The organism is Rahnella sp. BCC 1045 (assembly GCF_019049615.1).
Classification (GTDB): domain Bacteria; phylum Pseudomonadota; class Gammaproteobacteria; order Enterobacterales; family Enterobacteriaceae; genus Rahnella; species Rahnella contaminans.
Genome location: NZ_JAFMOZ010000121.1, coordinates 1 through 20,362 on the forward strand (window position 1 = coordinate 1; position 20,362 = coordinate 20,362).

A 20,362-nucleotide genomic window follows, 5' to 3' on the forward strand; every position below is an offset into this window, starting at 1 on the left:
GTTTAGGACTATTTTTCGTTTCTATATTTAATACTTAAATAATCCTAGACTACTCCATAAAGCTGACATGGCTATACATTAATCGATAAATCTATAGAGAGTTTTGACGCATTTAAAATGCATGAATGAATATTTTTGGCAGCTCACCTTTGACTGATACTCATTTGCGCAGGGGGCTTTCATTTAAAAATGAAAACGAAAGCCAGACGGGGTGATATGACATCGGTTTTGTCATACCAATATAACGCTGTTTCATGCTGCTGTCTTTGTCTCCAAACAGGAACCCGACGATGGGTTTTTCCTGGCTTTATTATTAAGACGATCTGTGAACGATAATTCCGCCAGAGCATGAAATTCGCTTAACTATTTTCATGATTATTTTTGAGCTTTTTTTTCACCTATAGCTGAAATGATTAAGAGGAAAATTCGGGGATTTACACTCAGAATAATCTCACCCAGACAGCGTGTTTTTCGTCCCAAAAACGCAAAATAATGCAAATTCACCCGCATTTATTTGTAAGGATTCCGCAAATTTTCCTAAGAAGTGACCGATTTTTGTAATGTTAATGTCGCTGTTGTAATCAAATTGCCATCCCTCAGACCATTTTTGGTTATCAGATTTTTCCCTTATGTTAGAAAAATAACATCATGATTTTTAAGATTAATCCATACATGTCATGAATGTCTCTAATAGGAATATTCGCCCCTCATCAATGTATTTCAAACGGATTGGGTACTTTAGGACGGCTTTTTCTGTGTCAGGAACATTGCAATAATACCCCTGTAAATCAGATGGGATGTGGGTTCCGGAAACTGTGCGAAGGCTGCACCAGGATGTTTCCGGCAAGGAAAATGACAGGAGTGTCAGATGAAGAATTCAGTCAGAAAAGTCGCAGGAAACTTAAGCGTTTTAACTGTATGCCTGGCTCTGCCATTTGTAACCCATGCGGATGTTACAAAAGGTGGGACGGAATGGGCCTCAGCACCTTCCCTGAGAGGGATGGAGTCTGTGGATCTGAAAACGGCCATCCTACAGGCATTTTCCCGCAGCCCGTCGGTCACACAGCAGGCGTACCAGATGGGGATCGGCCAGGCGCAGATCCGAGAAGCGCAAAGCGCGTGGTACCCGCAGGTAGGGCTGAACGCCAATACCGGTAGCTCAACACAGCAGGATTTCTCTAACAGCCTGAACAACGCGGCCGCCTATGGCATGACGTTGTCACAGTTGATTTATGACTTTGGCAAAACCAATGCCAGCGTGAATCAGCAGAAATCCTCTGAGGAAAGCTACCGCTACAAATTGCTGGCAACCATGTCCGACGTCGCAGAGCAAACGGCCACGGCGTATCTGGACGTGTTGAAATATCAGGAACTGACGCAGGCGGTAGAAGAGAATATCCGCGCGCTGGAAGACGTCAGAAGAATGTCCTCTTTACGTGCTGACGCCGGGTTAACCACCCGTTCTGACGTATTGCAGGCGCAGTCGCGTATTTCAGGCATGCGCTCGACGCTGAAACAATATCAGGCGAGTTTATCCGCTGCGAAAGCACAATTGACCGCGCTCACCGGCGTTGACGCGAAGTCCTATAAGCCTTTTGCCGCCAATAAATTCAGTGCGCCGGTGATGCCAAACAATATTGATTATTCCAAAATTCCGACGGTGCTTTATGCACAGGCACAAAAAGAATCCGCTTCTTATGAAGTGAGTAAAGCGAAATCTGATTATCTGCCGACGCTGAGTTTGCAGGCAAACCGTACGCGTTATGAAACCCAGAATAATCCGTACTGGAATAATCAGATTCAGTTACACGTCAGCGCGCCGCTTTATCAGGGAGGCGCGGTATCTGCGCGTGTAAGCCAGGCCGAAGGGCGGAAAAATATCGCCGGAACGGTAGTAGACCAGGCCAAGCTCGATATTCTGCAAAAAGCGTCAGTGGCTTATGCCAATTGGGCAGGAGCCGAAGGGCAGGCGCAGGCCAGCGCCGAACAATTGCAGGATTCTGTCCGCTCGCGTGATGTGTACAAAAGCGAATATAAGCTTAACCAGCGCACGTTAAATGATTTGCTGAGCGTCGAACAGGATGTATTCCAGGCGAAGTTTTCACAAATCAGTGCGAAATATGACAGCGGTTATTCGCTGGTAAATTATGCCACCGCCGTCAATGATTTATTACCGCAGTTGGGTATTAATCAGGGCGCGAAGCAATCTTTACCGGACTTGAAATGATTTGTTATTAAATGTTTGTCAATAAACGTTTTGTTATTTAAAAGCCAGTGGCTCGCATAAGCATTGGACTAACACCTATCAGGCATAATAAGGATAAAGGAAAATATCATGAGCAGAGTCATGGATATTATCTCTCGTAAAACATCATTGAAAAATGAGTTTACTGCACAAGGGAATGCAGCTGTCGCAATGAATGAATCCGGCATTGTCGTTATTCATGGCTCGGCAAAAGCTGTTGCCAGCTATGAACGTAACGGGAATGACCTGATTATTCACATGAAGGACGGCTCCGTTATTCGTTGCGTAGGATATTTCGAGAATATCGGACAGGACGACGAGAATAAACTGGTCTTTCAGGATGAAAACCAGGGGCTGACGGAAGTCAGTTTCCCGGATGCCGCTGTGGCTCATGATACGCCTGCCTTCGCTCTTCACGCGGTTGAAACGCCGCTGGCGGGTATTGAACCGCTGCTGCTGAGCAGCACTGAAGTCACGGTCGAATGGCCGTATTTGCTCGCGGGCGTGCTCGGCGCAGGTGCCGCTGGCGCATTGCTGGGGCACGGCGGCGGCACGGATGAAAAAACCAAAGTCATTGATAACACCAAAGATGTTGAAGTGGCGCAGCCAACGTTCCTCGTCACCGATACGCAGGGCGACAAGCAGGGTATTCTTGCCGATCGGGACATCACCGACGACACGCGCCCGACCTTTACCGGTACCGGTTATCCGGGCGCGGATATCTCGATTGTGGACAGCAGCGGCAACATCATTGCTACCGCGGTGGTCGGCGCAAACGGTCAGTGGACCGCCCGGCTGGCGGCGCAGTCCGCCGGTACGCACACTTACATTGTGGTGCAGGAAAGCAACGGTTCCACCACCACGGCGGGCACCATCACGCTGAATGTCGTGACGACCACGGCAGCCCTGACCATTGACACCATCGCCGGTGACAACGTGCTGAATGCCGCAGAAGCGGCGGCAAATGTGACGATTTCAGGCAAAAGTGACAACCTGGCTGCGGGCACCACGGTTACCGTGACCCTGAATGGCACGAGCTGGCAAACCACCGTGGGCGCAGACGGCTCATGGTCAGTCAGTGTTCCACACGCCAATATAAGCGCGCTGGCGGATGGCGTGCATTCCGTGCAGGTCAGCGGCGTGGATCCCGCAGGCAACACTATCACTTCAAACTCCACCCTGAATGTTGATACTCAGCCTCCTTCGCTGACCATCGGCACACTGGCGGGCGATAACATTCTTAATGCGGCCGAAGCGGGCGCAGATGTTGTGCTGAGCGGTACTTCAACGGCGGAAGCGGGTCAGGTCGTGACGATCTCCCTGAATGGCCAGACGTACACCGCCATTGTCGGCGCAGACGGCCGCTGGTCAGTTAACCTGCCTGCGGCACAGGCGGGCGCGCTTCAGGACGGTAATGTTTCCGTCAGCGCGTCGGTCAGCGATGCGGCCGGTAACAGCACGACTGCGACGCAAGATTTGCGGGTTGATACCACGGTTCCGGTGATCACCATCAACACCATTGCCGGGGATAATATCCTCAACAGCGCTGAACAGACTCAGGCGCAAATCGTCAGCGGCACCAGCACCGGCGCAGAAGCGGGCGACACGGTCACGCTGGTCGTCAATGGTCAGACTTACACTACCACCGTCGCGGCCGATGGCTCCTGGAGCGTCGGTTTACCGTCGTCTGTTTTCAGCTCCGTCGCCGATGGCAGTTACCCGATCAGCGTCAGCATTACCGATAAAGCGGGCAACACCGGCTCGCAGAACACCGCAGTGCTGGTGTCTTCAGAAGTCCCGGAACTGGCGATCAACACCGTTGCGCTTGACGATGTGATCAACGCTATCGGAAAAAGCGAAGCACTGGTCATCACCGGTACCAGCAACAGCGCCGACGGCACGCCGGTCAGCCTGACGCTCAACGGCGTGACTTATTCCGGCACCATTAACGGCGGAAACTGGTCCGTTACCGTGCCTGCTTCCGATGTCTCGAAACTCGGCGAAGCAAACTACACGCTTACCGCCACCAGCACGGACGCCGAAGGTAACACCGGCAACACGACCCACAACGTCCTCGTGGATTCCGCGCTTCCGGTTGTCACTATCGCGGTGACCGCTGGCGATGACATCATTAATGCCACCGAAATTGAAGCCGCACAGATTGTCAGCGGTAAAGTCTCGAATGCCGCAGCCGGTGATGTTGTTACTGTCACCGTGGGCGGAAATTCTTACACCACTACGGTTCAGGATGACCTGAGCTGGAGCGTCAGCGTGCCTTCCGCAGACCTGAAAGGGTTCGGCGACGGCGATCTGACCATCAATGCATCCGTGACCAATCAGCACGGCAACACCGGCACGAATGACCGTGAAATCAACATCGACGCCGGTCTGCCGGGTCTGCGTATTGATACGGTGGCGGGCGACGATATCGTCAACAGCATCGAAATTCAGCAGAACCAGATCGTCAGCGGCACCAGCACCGATATCGCGGCAGGCAGCAGCGTGACCGTCACGGTTAACGGCATTGATTATCAGGCGACCGTGGGCGCAAACGGCGCATGGTCGGCGGCTGTTCCGGCGGCAGATGTGGCGAACTGGCCTGCGGGCGCGTTGAATATCAGCGTGACCGGATCGGATGCATCGGGTAACAGCGTAACGATTTCTAATAACGTGACCGTGGATCTGAGCAGCGTGGCGATTTCCGTCGATACCATTGCGGCAGATAACATCATTAATGCAGCGGAAAAAGCGGCAGATCTCACCCTGACCGGCACCACGCAGAACGTGGAAGCGGGGCAGAATGTCACCGTAAACTTTGCCGGTGGCAGTTATTCCACTACCGTACAGGCCGATGGTAGCTGGAGCGTGACCGTTCCTGCCGCCGATCTCCGCACCCTGAAAGAGGGCGACACCACCGTCAGCGTCAGCGTGACCAATGTCGCGGGCAACAGTGCCAGTGCCGCGCAGGATGCAACGGTCGATACTCTCGCGCCGACGATCACAATGAACACCATCGCCGGTGACAACGTGCTGAACAGCGCGGAAGCGGGCGCGGACGTTGTGCTGAGCGGGACGTCTACGGCAGAAGCCGGTCGGACCGTGACCCTCACGCTGAACGGCCAGACCTACACCGCGACCGTTGCAGCGGACGGCACCTGGAGCACCTCCGTTCCCGCAGCGGATGCGGCAGCAATGGCGGACGGCACCTATTCTGTGAGCGCAACGGTTACTGACATAGCCGGTAACGGCGCCAGCGCGAATGGTTCTTTGCTGGTGGATGTGACTGCGCCAACGCTGACCATTAACACGATTTCCGGCGATGACATTATTAACGCGCAGGAGCTTCAGCAGAACCTGATGATCTCCGGCAGCAGCACCGGTGTGCCTGCGGGCGGGCTGGTGACGGTTGAAATCAACGGCGTTTCTTACACCGCAGTCGTGGACGCCAGCGGCAACTGGAGCACCGGCATTCCGGCGTCTGCGGTCAGTGCGATTACCGACGGCAGCTACACCGTCACCGCCACCGTGAAAGACGCGGCGGGCAACGACGGCGCGGCGTCTCACGCGGTTACCGTGGACACCGTTTCTCCGGTGCTGACGATTAACACCGTGGCGGCAGACGACGTCATTAACGCCGTGGAAAAAGGCGAAGCGCTGACCGTCAGCGGCACCAGCGACGGCGCGGACGGCACAACGGTTACCCTGAACTTCAACGGCCAGAATTACACCGCAACCGTCACGAACGGCGCATGGACGCTGGACGTTCCGGCGGCCGACATCGCAAAACTGGGCGAAGCGGATTACACCCTGGCCGCCAGCAGCACCGACGCGGCGGGCAACACCGGTAACACCACGCACGTTGTGCAGGTGGACAGCTCATTACCGACCGTGAGCATCAATCCGGTGGCGACCGACAACATCGTTAATGCCACCGAAATCAGCGCCGATCAGCTGGTCAGCGGCACCGTCACCAACGCGGCGGCGGGCGATACCGTCACTGTTACGCTGGGCGGTAAAACCTATACGGCTGAAGTACAAAATGACCTGAGCTGGAGTGTCAGCGTGCCTTCCGCTGACCTGAAAGGTTTCGGCGACGGCGATCTGACCGTCAATGCCTCCGTGACCAATCAGCACGGCAACACCGCCTCCAACGACCGTGAAATCAACATCGACGCCGGTCTGCCGGGCCTGCGCATCGATACGGTGGCGGGCGACGATATCGTCAACAGTATTGAGATCCAGCAGAACCAGATCATCAGCGGCACCAGCTCCGATATCGCGGCAGGCAGCAGCGTGACCGTGACCATCAACGGCGTGGATTATCAGGCGACCGTGGGCGCGAACGGCGCGTGGTCGGCAGCGGTTCCGGCGGCGGATGTGGCGAACTGGCCTGCGGGCGCGTTGAATATCAGCGTGACCGGCTCTGATACGTCCGGTAATACCGTCACCATTTCCAGCAACGTGACCGTGGATCTGAGCAGCGTGGCGATTTCGGTCGATACCATTGCGGCAGACGACATCATTAACGCCGCCGAAAAAGCGGCAGACCTGACCCTGAGCGGCACCACGCAAAACGTGGAAGCAGGTCAGACCGTGACCGTTAACTTTGCGGGCCATAACTATACGGCTCAGGTGCAGGCTGACGGCAACTGGAGCATCAAAGTTCCGGCGGGCGATATGACTGGCCTGAAAGACGGCGATGTGACGGCGACGGCCAGCGTCACCAACGTGGCGGGCAACAGCGCGAGCGCGGCGAATACGGCGGAAGTCGATGCGTCTGCGCCAGCGCTGACCCTCAACGTGATCGCCGGTGACAACGTGCTGAACAGCGCGGAAGCGGGCGCGGACGTTGTGCTGAGCGGGACGTCAACCGCAGAAGCCGGTCGGACCGTGACCCTCACGCTGAACGGCCAGACCTACACCGCGACCGTTGCGGCGGACGGCACCTGGAGCACCTCCGTTCCGGCAGCGGATGCGACGGCACTGGCGGACGGCACTTATTCTGTTAGCGCAACGGTTACTGACATAGCAGGCAACGGCGCCAGCGCGAATGGTTCTTTGCTGGTGGATGTGACTGCGCCAACGCTGACCATTAACACGATTTCCGGCGACGACATTATTAACGCGCAGGAGCTTCAGCAGAACCTGATAATCTCCGGCAGCAGCACCGGTGTGCCTGCGGGCGGGTTGGTCACGGTTGAAATCAACGGCGTTTCTTACACCGCAGTCGTGGATGCCAGCGGCAACTGGAGCACCGGCGTTCCGGCTTCGGCGGTCAGCGCAATGACCGATGGAAGTTACACTGTCACGGCGACCGTGAAAGATTCCGCGGGCAATGATGGCTCTGCAACGCATGCGGTTACCGTCGATACCGTTTCTCCGGTGCTGACGATTAACACCGTGGCGGCAGACGACGTCATTAACGCCACCGAAAAAGGCGAAGCGCTGACCGTCAGCGGCACCAGCGACGGCGCGGACGGCACAACGGTTACCCTGAACTTCAACGGCCAGAACTACACCGCAACCGTCACGAACGGCGCGTGGACGCTGGACGTTCCGGCGGCAGACGTGGCAAAACTCGGCGAAGCGGATTACACCCTGACCGCCAGCAGCACCGACGCGGCGGGCAACACCGGCAGCGCGACGCACGACATTCTGGTGGACAGCTCATTACCGACCGTGAGCATCAATCCGGTAGCGACCGATAACATCATCAACGCGACCGAAATCAGCGCCGATCAGACCATCAGCGGCACCGTCACCAATGCGGCATCCGGTGACGTTGTCACCATTACGCTCGGCGGTAAAGCCTATACGGCTGAAGTACAAAGTGACCTGAGCTGGAGCGTCAGCGTGCCTTCCGCAGACCTGAAAGGCTTCGGCGACGGCGACCTGAATATCACCGCCACCGTAACCAACCAGAATGGCAATACCGGCACCGTGGATCGCGAAATCGTGATCGACGCCGGTCTGCCGGGCCTGCGCATCGATACGGTGGCGGGCGACGATATCGTCAACAGCATCGAGATCCAGCAGAACCAGATCGTCAGCGGCACCAGCACCGACATCGCGGCGGGCAGCAGCGTGACGGTGACCGTTGACGGCATCGATTATCAGGCGACCGTGGGCGCAAACGGCGCATGGTCGGCGGCTGTTCCGGCGGCAGATGTGGCGAACTGGCCTGCGGGCGCGTTGAATATCAGCGTGACCGGATCGGACGCGTCCGGTAATACCGTCACCATTTCCAGCAACGTGACCGTGGATCTGAGCAGCGTGGCGATTTCCGTCGATACCATTGCGGCAGATAACATCATTAATGCCGCCGAAAAAGCGGCAGACCTGACCCTGACCGGCACCACGCAGAACGTGGAAGCAGGCCAGACCGTGACCGTGAATTTCGCAGGCCACAACTATACCGCACAGGTGCAGGCAGATGGCAGCTGGAGCGTCACCGTTCCGGCGGGCGACATGACTGGCCTGAAAGACGGCGATGTGACGGCAACGGCCACCGTGACTAACGTGGCAGGCAACAGCGCGAGTGCGGCGAATACGGCGGAAGTCGATGCGTCTGCGCCAGCGCTGACCATCAACGTGATCGCCGGTGACAACGTGCTGAACAGCGCGGAAGCGGGCGCGGACGTTGTGCTGAGCGGGACGTCTACGGCAGAAGCCGGTCGGACCGTGACCCTCACGCTGAACGGCCAGACCTACACCGCGACCGTTGCGGCGGACGGCACCTGGAGCACCTCCGTTCCGGCAGCGGATGCGGCAGCAATGGCGGACGGCACCTATTCTGTGAGCGCAACGGTTACTGACATAGCCGGTAACGGCGCCAGCGCGAATGGTTCTTTGCTGGTGGATGTGACCGCGCCAACGCTGACCATTAACACGATTTCCGGCGACGACATTATTAACGCGCAGGAGCTTCAGCAGAACCTGATGATCTCCGGCAGCAGCACCGGTGTGCCTGCGGGCGGGCTGGTGACGGTTGAAATCAACGGCGTTTCTTACACCGCAGTCGTGGATGCCAGCGGCAACTGGAGCACCGGCGTTCCGGCTTCGGCGGTCAGCGCAATGACCGATGGAAGTTACACTGTCACGGCGACCGTGAAAGATTCCGCGGGCAATGATGGCTCTGCAACGCATGCGGTTACCGTCGATACCGTTTCTCCGGTGCTGACGATTAACACCGTGGCGGCAGACGACGTCATTAACGCCACCGAAAAAGGCGAAGCGCTGACCGTCAGCGGCACCAGCGACGGCGCGGACGGCACAACGGTTACCCTGAACTTCAACGGCCAGAATTACACCGCAACCGTCACGAACGGCGCATGGACGCTGGACGTTCCGGCGGCAGACGTGGCAAAACTCGGCGAAGCGGATTACACCCTGACCGCCAGCAGCACCGATGCGGCGGGCAACACCGGCAGCGCGACGCACGACATTCTGGTAGACAGCTCATTACCGACCGTGAGCATCAATCCGGTGGCGACCGATAACATCATCAACGCGACCGAAATCAACGCCGATCAGCTGATCAGCGGCAAGGTCACCAATGCGGCATCCGGTGATGTTGTCACCATTACGCTCGGCGGTAAAACCTATACGGCTGAAGTACAAAGTGACCTGAGCTGGAGTGTCAGCGTGCCATCCGCAGACCTGAAAGGTTTCGGCGACGGCGATCTGACCATCAATGCCTCCGTGACCAATCAGCACGGCAACACCGCCTCCAACGACCGTGAAATCAACATCGACGCCGGTCTGCCGGGCCTGCGCATCGATACGGTGGCGGGCGACGATATCGTCAACAGTATTGAGATTCAGCAGAACCAGATCATCAGCGGCACCAGCTCCGATATCGCGGCAGGCAGCAGCGTGACCGTCACGGTTAACGGCGTGGATTATCAGGCGACCGTGGGCGCGAACGGCGCATGGTCTGCGGCCGTTCCGGCGGCGGATGTGGCGAACTGGCCTGCGGGCGCGTTGAATATCAGCGTGACCGGCTCTGATACGTCCGGTAATACCGTCACCATTTCCAGCAACGTGACCGTGGATCTGAGCAGCGTGGCGATTTCGGTCGATACCATCGCAGCCGACGACATTATTAACGCCGCCGAAAAAGCGGCAGACCTGACCCTGACCGGCACCACGCAGAACGTGGAAGCGGGGCAGAATGTCACCGTAAACTTTGCGGGTCACAACTATACCGCACAGGTGCAGGCAGACGGCAGCTGGAGCGTCACCGTTCCGGCGGGCGATATGACTGGCCTGAAAGACGGCGATGTGACGGCAACCGCCAGTGTCACTAACGTGGCGGGCAACAGCGCGAGTGCGGCGAATACGGCGGAAGTCGATGCGTCTGCGCCGGTCGTGACGATCAACAGCATCAGCGCGGGCGATGTGCTGAGCGCGGTTAATGCCGGTACGGATGTTGTGCTGAGCGGCACATCAACGGCGCAGGCGGGTCAGACGGTGACCATCGTGATGGGCACTGAAACCTTCACCGCGATCGTTGCGGCGGACGGCACCTGGACCACCAGCGTCGCGAATAGCGTATTCTCCGGTCTGAACGACGGTGCTTACACCATGACTGCCAGCGTTACCGATATTGCAGGTAACCCGGCGACGGCGACTGGCACCGCGCAGGTTGATCAGACAGCGCCTGTCGTCACTGTCAACGTGGTGGCGGGCGACAACGTCATTAACAGCACCGAGCACGGACAGGCGCAGGTCATCAGCGGCACCGTGACCGGCGTGGACATCGGCACTGTCGTGACCGTGACCATTAATGGTGTGGATTATTCCGCTATCAGCGATGCCAGCGGTAAGTGGAGCATCGGCGTTCCGGCTGACGTGGTCAGCGGGCTGGCGGATGGCAGCTACACTGTTGCCGCCTCTGTTACCGATCTGGCCGGAAATACCGGTTCTGCAAGCCAGAATGTTGTGGTCAATACCACTGCGCCTGTCTTTGTTATCAATGACATGGCGGGCGGCGATAATGTGCTGAATGCCACCGAAGCCCTGACCACACTGACCGTTACCGGTACGGTGACCGGGCTTGCGGACGGCGCGCAGGTGATTGTGACGCTGAACGGCCTGAACTATACGGGAACCGTGAACGGCGGCGTGTGGAGTGCCGATATTCCGGCCAGTGCGCTGGCGAATCTGGGGCAGGCGCTTTATCAGGTCAGCGTCAGCGGCACCGACGTGAATGGCAACACCGGTTCTGTTTCGAAAGGGCTGCAAACGGCTTCTGATAATCCTTCCGTCACCATCAATACGGTAGCGGGCGATGACGTGATTAATGCGACCGAAGTGACGCAGGATCAGGTGATCAGCGGTTCCGTCACGCATGCAGAAGCAGGCCGGACTGTCACCGTGACCGTCGGCGGGAAAACCTATACGGCGCAAGTGCAGAGCGATTTCACCTGGAGCATTACCGTTCCTGCAGCCGATCTCGCCGCGATGGGCGACGGCAGCCTGAACATTTCCGCCAGCGTCACTAACGTCAGCGGTAATGAAGGTTCCGGCGATCGCAATATCGCTATCGATGCAGCGCTTCCGGGCCTGCGTATCGGCACGATTGCGGGCGACGATATCGTCAACAGCATCGAAATCCAGCAAAACCAGATCATCAGCGGTACCAGCAACGGTCTGGCGGCGGGCAGCAGCGTCACCGTCACCGTCAATGGCGTTGACTATCAGGCAACGGTTGGTGCAGGCGGTAACTGGTCAGCGGCAGTCCCTGCGGCTGACGTGGCTAAATGGCCTGCCGGTGAACTGACAGTGTCTGTCAGCGGAACCAGTGCAGCGGGCAACAGCGTCACCATCAGCAATGACATCACCGTTGATCTCAGCAGCGTCAGCATTGCTATCGATACGGTTTCCACTGACAACATGCTGAATGCGGCAGAGAAAGCGGCGGATCTGACCCTGAGCGGCACCTCGCAAAACGTGGAAGCCGGGCAGAATGTGACGGTGATTTTTGCCGGTCATAGCTACACCGCGCAGGTTCAGACTGACGGCTCCTGGAGCCTGACAGTTCCGGCTGCGGACATGAAAAATCTGAAAGACGGCGACACGTCCGTGAGCGTCAGCGTGACCAACACGGCGGGTAACAGCGCCAGCGCTGCGCAGGATGTGACAGTCGATACCCTCGCGCCGACGATCACGATGAACACCATTGCCGGTGACAACGTGCTGAATCTGGCGGAAGCGAGCGCCGACGTCATTATCAGCGGCACCACCACGGCGGAACCGGGCCAGATTGTGACCGTGGCCGGGTATACCTCGGTTGTGGCGGCGGACGGCACCTGGAGCGTGACGATCCCGGCGGCTGACGCGGGCATTCTCACTGACGGCACGTTCACCATCACCGCGTCCGTCAGCGACCTGGCGGGCAACCGCGTCACGGTTGAGCATGATTTGCTGGTGGATATCACGCCGCCAACGCTGACCATTAACACGATTTCCGGCGATGACGTGATCAACGCGCAGGAACTTCAGCAGAACCTGATGATCTCCGGCAGCAGCACCGGCGTTCCGGCGGGTGGCCTGGTGACCATTGAAATCGACGGCAAAACCTACACGGCGGCCGTGGATGCTCAGGGCAACTGGAGCACCGGCATTCCGGCGTCTGCGGTCAGCGCAATGACCGACGGAAGTTACACTGTCACGGCTACCGTGAAAGATGCGGCGGGCAATGACGGCTCTGCAACGCATGCGGTTACCGTCGATACCGTTTCTCCGGTTCTGACGATTAACCCCGTCGCCGCGGATGACGTGATCAACGCTACCGAAAAAGGCGAAGCGCTGACCGTCAGCGGCACCAGCGACGGCGCAGACGGCACAACGGTTACCCTGAACTTCAACGGCCAGAACTACACCGCAACCGTCACGAACGGCGCATGGACGCTGGACGTTCCGGCGGCAGACGTGGCAAAACTCGGCGAAGCGGATTACACCCTGACCGCCAGCAGCACCGACGCGGCGGGCAACACCGGTAACACCACGCACGTTGTGCTGGTCGACAGTTCACTGCCAACCGTGAGCATCAGCGCATTCGCCACTGATAACATCGTTAACGCGACGGAAATCAATTCGGATCAGCTGCTGAGCGGCACCGTCACCAACGCGGCGGCGGGCGATACCGTCACTGTTACGCTGGGCGGTAAAACCTATACCGCTGAAGTGCAAAGTGACCTGAGCTGGAGTGTCAGCGTGCCTTCGGCTGATCTGAAAGGCTTCGGCGACGGCGACCTGACAATCAGCGCCAGCGTGACCAATCAGCACGGCAACACCAACAGCAGCGATCGTGAGATCAGCATCGACGCCGGTCTGCCGGGTCTGCGCATCGATACGGTGGCGGGCGACGATATCGTCAACAGCATCGAAATTCAGCAGAACCAGATCATCAGCGGCACCAGCACCGACATCGCGGCGGGCAGCAGCGTGACGGTGACCGTTAACGGCATCGATTATCACGCTACGGTTGGCGCGAACGGCGCATGGTCTGCGGCCATTCCGGCAGCGGATGTAGCGAACTGGCCAGCGGGCGCGCTGAATATCACCGTGGCCGGATCGGATGCATCGGGTAACAGCGTCACCATTTCTAATAACGTGACCGTGGATCTGAGCAGCGTGGCGATTTCGGTCGATACCATCGCAGCCGACGACATCATTAATGCAGCGGAAAAAGCGGCGGATCTCACCCTGACCGGCACCACGCAAAACGTGGAAGCAGGTCAGACCGTGACCGTTAACTTTGCGGGCCATAACTATACGGCTCAGGTGCAGGCTGACGGCAGCTGGAGCGTCAAAGTTCCGGCGGGCGATATGACTGGCCTGAAAGACGGCGACGTTACAGCAACTGCCAGCGTCACCAACGTGGCGGGCAACAGCGCGAGCGCGGCGAATACCGCCGAAGTGGACGCGTCTGCACCGGCTATCACCATCAACACCATCGCCGGTGACAACGTGCTCAACAGCGCGGAAGCGGGCGCGGACGTGGTGCTGAGCGGCACCTCGACGGCAGAAGCCGATCAGGTTGTAACGATTACGCTTAACGGCCAGAACTACACCGCGACCGTTGCGGCGGACGGCACCTGGAGCACGTCTGTTCCGGCGGCAGACGCCTCGGCGCTGACCGACGGCACGTACTCTGTCACGGCTACGGTGAAAGACGTCGCGGGCAACAGCTCGTCTGTCAGCGGTTCCATTCTGGTGGATATCACCGCGCCGGTCGTCAGCGTGAATACCGTGGCGGGCGACGATGTGCTGAACGCGGCTGAACACTCGCAGGCACAGGTCATTACCGGCGGCAGCACCGGCACCCAGCCGGGTAACGTTGTCACGCTGGTCATTGGCGGGATCACCTACACCACGGTGGTGGATGCCAGCGGCAACTGGAGTGCCGGCGTTCCGGCAAGTGTGATTAAGGGGCTGGCTTCCGGCGAGAACACGATTACTGTCAGCATCACCGACAGTGCGGGAAACACCGGCAGCAGCGATCACCTGATCACCGTGAATGCCAGTGCGGTCAGCCTGAGCATCGATACGATTGCGCAGGACGACATCATCAATGCGGCGGAAAAAGGCACCAGCCTGACAATTTCCGGCGGCAGTGACATGCTGACGACAGGCACCGAAGTGACCGTGGTGCTGAACGGAAAAAGTTATACCGCAGATGTCGGTGCGAACGGCGCATGGACGCTGAACGTTCCGGCGGGTGATGTGGCGGCGATGGCAGACGGTAATTATACCGTGACCGCAAGTGCCAGTGATACGGCGGGCAATACGGCCAGCACCACGCACAATGTGGCGGTCGATGCCACCGCGCCTGCGCTGCTGATTAACCCGGTCACCGCCGATGGCATGCTGAATGCCGCCGAACTGGGTCAGCCGCTGACACTCAGTGGCACGTCTACCGCGCAGGCGGGTCGGACGGTCAGCGTGACACTCAACAATGAAACCTACACCACGACCGTGAATGCCAACGGCACCTGGTCGGTGAATGTTCCGGCAGACGACGTGGCTGCACTGACCGACGGCACGCTGACCGTTACTGCCAGCACCACCGACGTGGCGGGCAATCCGGCATCCGCCAGCACGTCTGTGATTGTCGATACGGTTGCGCCAACGCTGACCATCAACACCATCGCCGGTGATGACATCATCAACACCACCGAGCAACTGGCGGGTCAGACCATCAGCGGCACCACCTCGGCGGAAGCGGGACAGATTGTTACCGTGACCTTCAACAACCGCGAATACCACGCCATCGTCACTTCCACCGGTACCTGGAGCGTGAACGTTCCTGCGGCTGACTTTAACGGTGCGGCAGACGGCAGTTACACCGTCACCGCCTCCGTGAAAGATGTGGCGGGCAATCCGGCGGCGACTGATTCGTCAGTCAGCCTTAGCGGAGCGGTGCCTGAAGTCACTATCAATACCTTCGCGCAGGACGATGTGGTTAACGCCGCAGAGCACGGCACGTCCCTGGCCGTTACCGGAACCTCGACGGCTCCGGCCGGTTCAACTGTGACGGTGACCCTGAACGGTCAGAGCTATACCGCGCAGGTTCAGAATGACCAGAGCTGGACGCTGAACCTGAGCGCCAATGCCGTGAACGCGCTGGCGGATGGCGAGAATTACACCATCACAGCGTCAGTGACTAACAGCATCGGCAATACCGGTACGGCGACGCACGAAATTGCAGTCGATACCTCGGCACCGTCAATGACCATTACCATTGATTCGGTCAGCGATGACACCGGCCGCAGCAACAGTGATTTCGTGACCAGCGATACCACGATTACGCTCAAAGGCTCGCTTTCTGCGGCACTGGGCAACGACGAGTCTGCGCAAATCAGCCTGGATGGCGGGTTGACCTGGGTCACATTGACCGTGACCGGAACCACCTGGAACTATGCGCAGGGAAGCGCGCTGACAGACGGCAGCTACAGCTACACCGTGCGGGTGATTGACGCCGCCGGTAATGTCGGGTCTTCCGCGTCGCAGACGGTCGTGATTGACACCGTGGCACCGGACGCCAGCCAGTCCATCAGTATCGATGCGATTTCGCAGGATACCGGGCTGAGCAGCACCGACTTTATTACCAGCGACACCACGCTCAACCTGCGCGGCACGCTTGGCGCTGCGCTGGGTGCGGATGAATACGCGCAAATCAGTCTCGACGGTGGCAACACCTGGGCTGACGTGAGCATCAGCGGCCTGACCTGGACGTACATCGACGGCCGCACGCTGACCGACGGTGATTACAACTACCAGTTGCGTGTGATCGATCTGGCTGGCAACGTCGGAGCGACGGCAAGTCAGGTGGTTACCGTGGATACCACGGCACCGGACAGCAGCAAAACCATCACTATTGATGCGATCAGCACCGATACCGGCCTGAGCAGCAGTGACTTTGTCACCAGCGACACCTCGCTGACCGTCACCGGTACGCTGGGCAAAACGCTGGCCGCCGATGAAGTGGTGCAGGTCAGCGTTGACGGCGGTGTGACGTGGTTGAATGCGACCACGATCGGCACCGGTTGGACATTTGCCGATGGCCGCACGCTGACCGACGGGGATTACACCTATAACGTCCGCGTGGTGGATACCGCCGGGAACGTCGGCAATGTGACCTCGAAAGTGGTCACCGTCGATACCGTTGCGCCGGACAGCAGCAAAACCGTGACCATCGACAGCGTCAGCACCGATACCGGCATTTCTGCCAGCGATTTTGTGACCAGCGATACCTCGCTGACCGTCACCGGATCTATCGGCGCGGCGCTGGGCGCAGGCGAAGTGGTGCAGATCAGCGTCGATAACGGCGCGACCTGGACGACCGTCTCGCTTTCCGGCAGCACCTGGACGTACACCGACGGCCGCACGCTGACCGACGGCCAGACGCTGTATCAGGTTCGCGTGGTGGATCAGGCCGGAAACGTCGGTCAGACCGCGCAGCAGGTGGTGACCATTGACACCACGGCTCCGACGCAAATCATCACCATTGGTGCGATCAGCAACGATACCGGTGATTACGCGAACGACTTCATCACCAGTGATAACACGCTGACCATGTCGGGCACACTGAACGCCGCGCTGGCGACCGACGAAAGGGCTCAAATCAGCCTCAATGGCGGTCTGACCTGGACTGACGTGGTGGTGAACGGGCAGTCATGGAGCTATGACGCAACCGGCACCGTACTGGCCGACGGCAACTACAACGTGCAGGTTCGGGTTATCGATCAGGCCGGTAACACCGGCACGGTCAGCAGCCAGACGGTGGTGATTGACACGGTGAACCCGGAAGCGGTAGCGAGCATCGTTCAGTATTCCGATGACGAAGGTGACCGTAAAGGATCGTTCGGTTCCGGCACTTATACGGATGAAACCGCACCGACGCTCAGCGGTACGCTGAGCAAGGCGCTGGCCGACGGCGAAGTGCTGAAGATCTACCGTAACGGCGTGTTTGTGGGCGTCGCGACGGTGGTCGGACTGGCCTGGACCTTCTCCGATTCCGCGCTGGCGGACGGCACTTACGTGTACGTCGCGAAAGCGCAGGATCTGGCGGGGAATACCACGCCATCGGGCGATTTCACCCTGACGGTGGATACCTCGATTCCGACCACGATTGCCACCGTCACGCCAGAGTCCACGCAGGATACGACGCCGATCATCAGCGGTACGTTGTCCGAAGCGCTGGGCGAAGGAATGTATGTTCAGGTGGTGGTGAATGGCGTGACCTACACGTCCGAAACCGGCGGCGCCGTGGTGGTCGATCCGCTGAACAACACCTGGTATCTGCAGGTTCCGGGTGCGCTGGGGCTGGCAAGTTATAACGTCACGGCACAGGTGCGCAGCAGTGCGGGCAACGGGAACGATGCAGGTATCGAAACCAGCGCCATCATTGTTTATGCCGAAACCGCCGTGGACACCAGCTGGGCGACAACCGCGGGTTCGACGTCCACCAACGCCATGGCGTTCAGCCTGAACAGCAGCGGTTTGTGGAACATTGTCACCGGGATCTCGGATTACACCAGTTCCGGCCTGAACAGCTATTCCGGCACCACGTTAACCAACACCCGCGGCAACATCGTGGTGAGTTACACGCTGGCGGATACCGACCGTAACGGCACGTCCGATATTTATGCGACGGAAACCAACTACGGCGGCAGCATTCAGGGTAAATGGACCGCGAACGCAGACGGCACGTACACCTACGGCCAGCAGGCGATCGGCACCACCATCTGGTACGGCGGCGTGATTGCCTATGACAAAACCGGCGACGGTTGGGTGGATCTGGCGTACGGCGATGCCGGGGGTGACTCACGCAGTTATCTGGTGAACAACAATGGCGTTCTGACCGCTGATGGTACCAACGGCGCGGCGGGTCTGGCGGGTGTGACGTACCGTGAAATCTCCGGGGTGGATATCAACAACGACGGTACGGTCGATATCGTTCAGCACACCAACCGTAATGGCGCGTATGCCCTGACGGTAGTGAGCAACAACGGCACCGGCTCGCTGACGGAAACGCAGAGCATCGCTAACGTGTTTATCCCGAATGCCGCCAACTCGACCACCGCAGTGTCGATGACCTGGGCAGATTTCAATGGCGACGGTCTGATGGACTTGTACATTTCAACAGGTCTGAACACCAGCGGCGGATACAACTACGGCGGCATGATCTACTACAACAACGGGACGGGCGGCTTAACTGCCACGCCAACCGCAGTAGAAACGGCAACCAACAACGCAGCATCTGGCGGTTATCTTTCAGCCGCCGTGGACTGGGACGGTGACGGTGACATGGACATCATTAAGTTCAGTACCTATTCCACCAGCCAGATCGCGACGTTGTACATGAACGACGGTACCGGAAAAGGCTGGAGCAGCAGCCAGCTGGCGTCCGCGCTGGTGAACGTGACCGGGATTGCGACCCTCGACTACGACTGGAACGGGACGCAGGATCTGCTGGTCTCGCAGGCCAACGGCAAAGTGGTGTACATCGCCAACAACAACACCATTGCCGACGGCACGGCCATCCACCTGCGCATTCTCGACGGTGAAGGGATGAACGTGTTCTACGGCAACACCGTGCAGCTGTACAACTCAGCCGGCCAGCTGGTGGCGTCGCAGATCATCAACGCCCAGTCGGGTATCGGGATTAACGATGCGTCGGCGCTGGTGAATTTCTACGGGCTGGATCCGAATGAAACCTATTCGGCGGTGCTGGTGCGTAACATCAACGGTGTGTCGTCCAATGAAACCTGGAATGACCTGACCGCGGGCGACGGCACCACCAGCTACTCGTTAACGGCGGATGCAGCGACCGGCGGTACCAGCGGCACGATCACCGGTACCGGCTACAACGATACGTTTATCGCGGAAAACGGCACCTATGTTTACGATGGCTCCGGCGGCTGGAACACCTCGTCAGACCATGCAACATGGAGTGCCACCGGCGGCGAGGACATCGTCGATTTCCGCAATGCCACCAGCGGGATCACCGTGGATCTGAGCAGCAGTAACGCCCAGAACACCGGGTTCAACACGTCTACCTTCAAGAATATCGAAGGGATCGCCGGGTCGAACTATGACGATACGATCACCGGCAGCGCGGGCGATAACGTGTTCGAAGGCCGTGGCGGCAACGACACTTTCAACCTGGGCAACGGCGGGCACGACACGCTGCTGTACAAGCTGATTAACAGTGCCGATGCCACCGGCGGTAACGGTTCTGACACCATCAACGGCTTTACGGTCGGGACATGGGAAGGCACGGCGAACTCAGACCGTCTGGATCTGAGCGAGCTGTTGCAGTCGGGCGGTTACACCGGCACCGGTTCAGCAAGCTACGTCAACGGCGTGGCGACGCTGAACGCCTCGGCGGGCAATATCACCGATTACCTGTCGGTGACGACCGAAGGCAACAACACCGTCATCAGGATTGATATGGATGGCAGCGGTTCAGCACAGTCGATGACCACCATCGCGACGCTGACCAACGTCCATACCGATCTGGCGACGTTGCTGGCGAACCATCAGCTGATTGTTGGCTAATCAGTAGCGGAAAGCGGAGCAGGGGAAACCCTCTGCTCCGCGAAC

General features: G+C 58.6%; 2 protein-coding genes. Both read left to right on the top strand.

Annotated features, from left to right (window positions below; genetic code table 11):
- Positions 1-1,000: 1,000 nt before the first annotated feature.
- Positions 1,001-2,227 carry a TolC family outer membrane protein gene (locus tag J1782_RS10055; protein WP_254303038.1) on the top strand — a complete coding sequence of 409 codons (1,227 nt, stop codon included), beginning with the start codon at positions 1,001-1,003 and terminating at the stop codon, positions 2,225-2,227.
- Positions 2,228-2,335: 108 nt separating this feature from the next.
- Complete coding sequence (locus tag J1782_RS10060) at positions 2,336-20,317, top strand: Ig-like domain-containing protein (RefSeq protein ID WP_217153073.1); 17,982 nt, start codon at positions 2,336-2,338, stop codon at positions 20,315-20,317.
- The last annotated feature ends 45 nt before the right edge of the window (positions 20,318-20,362 follow it).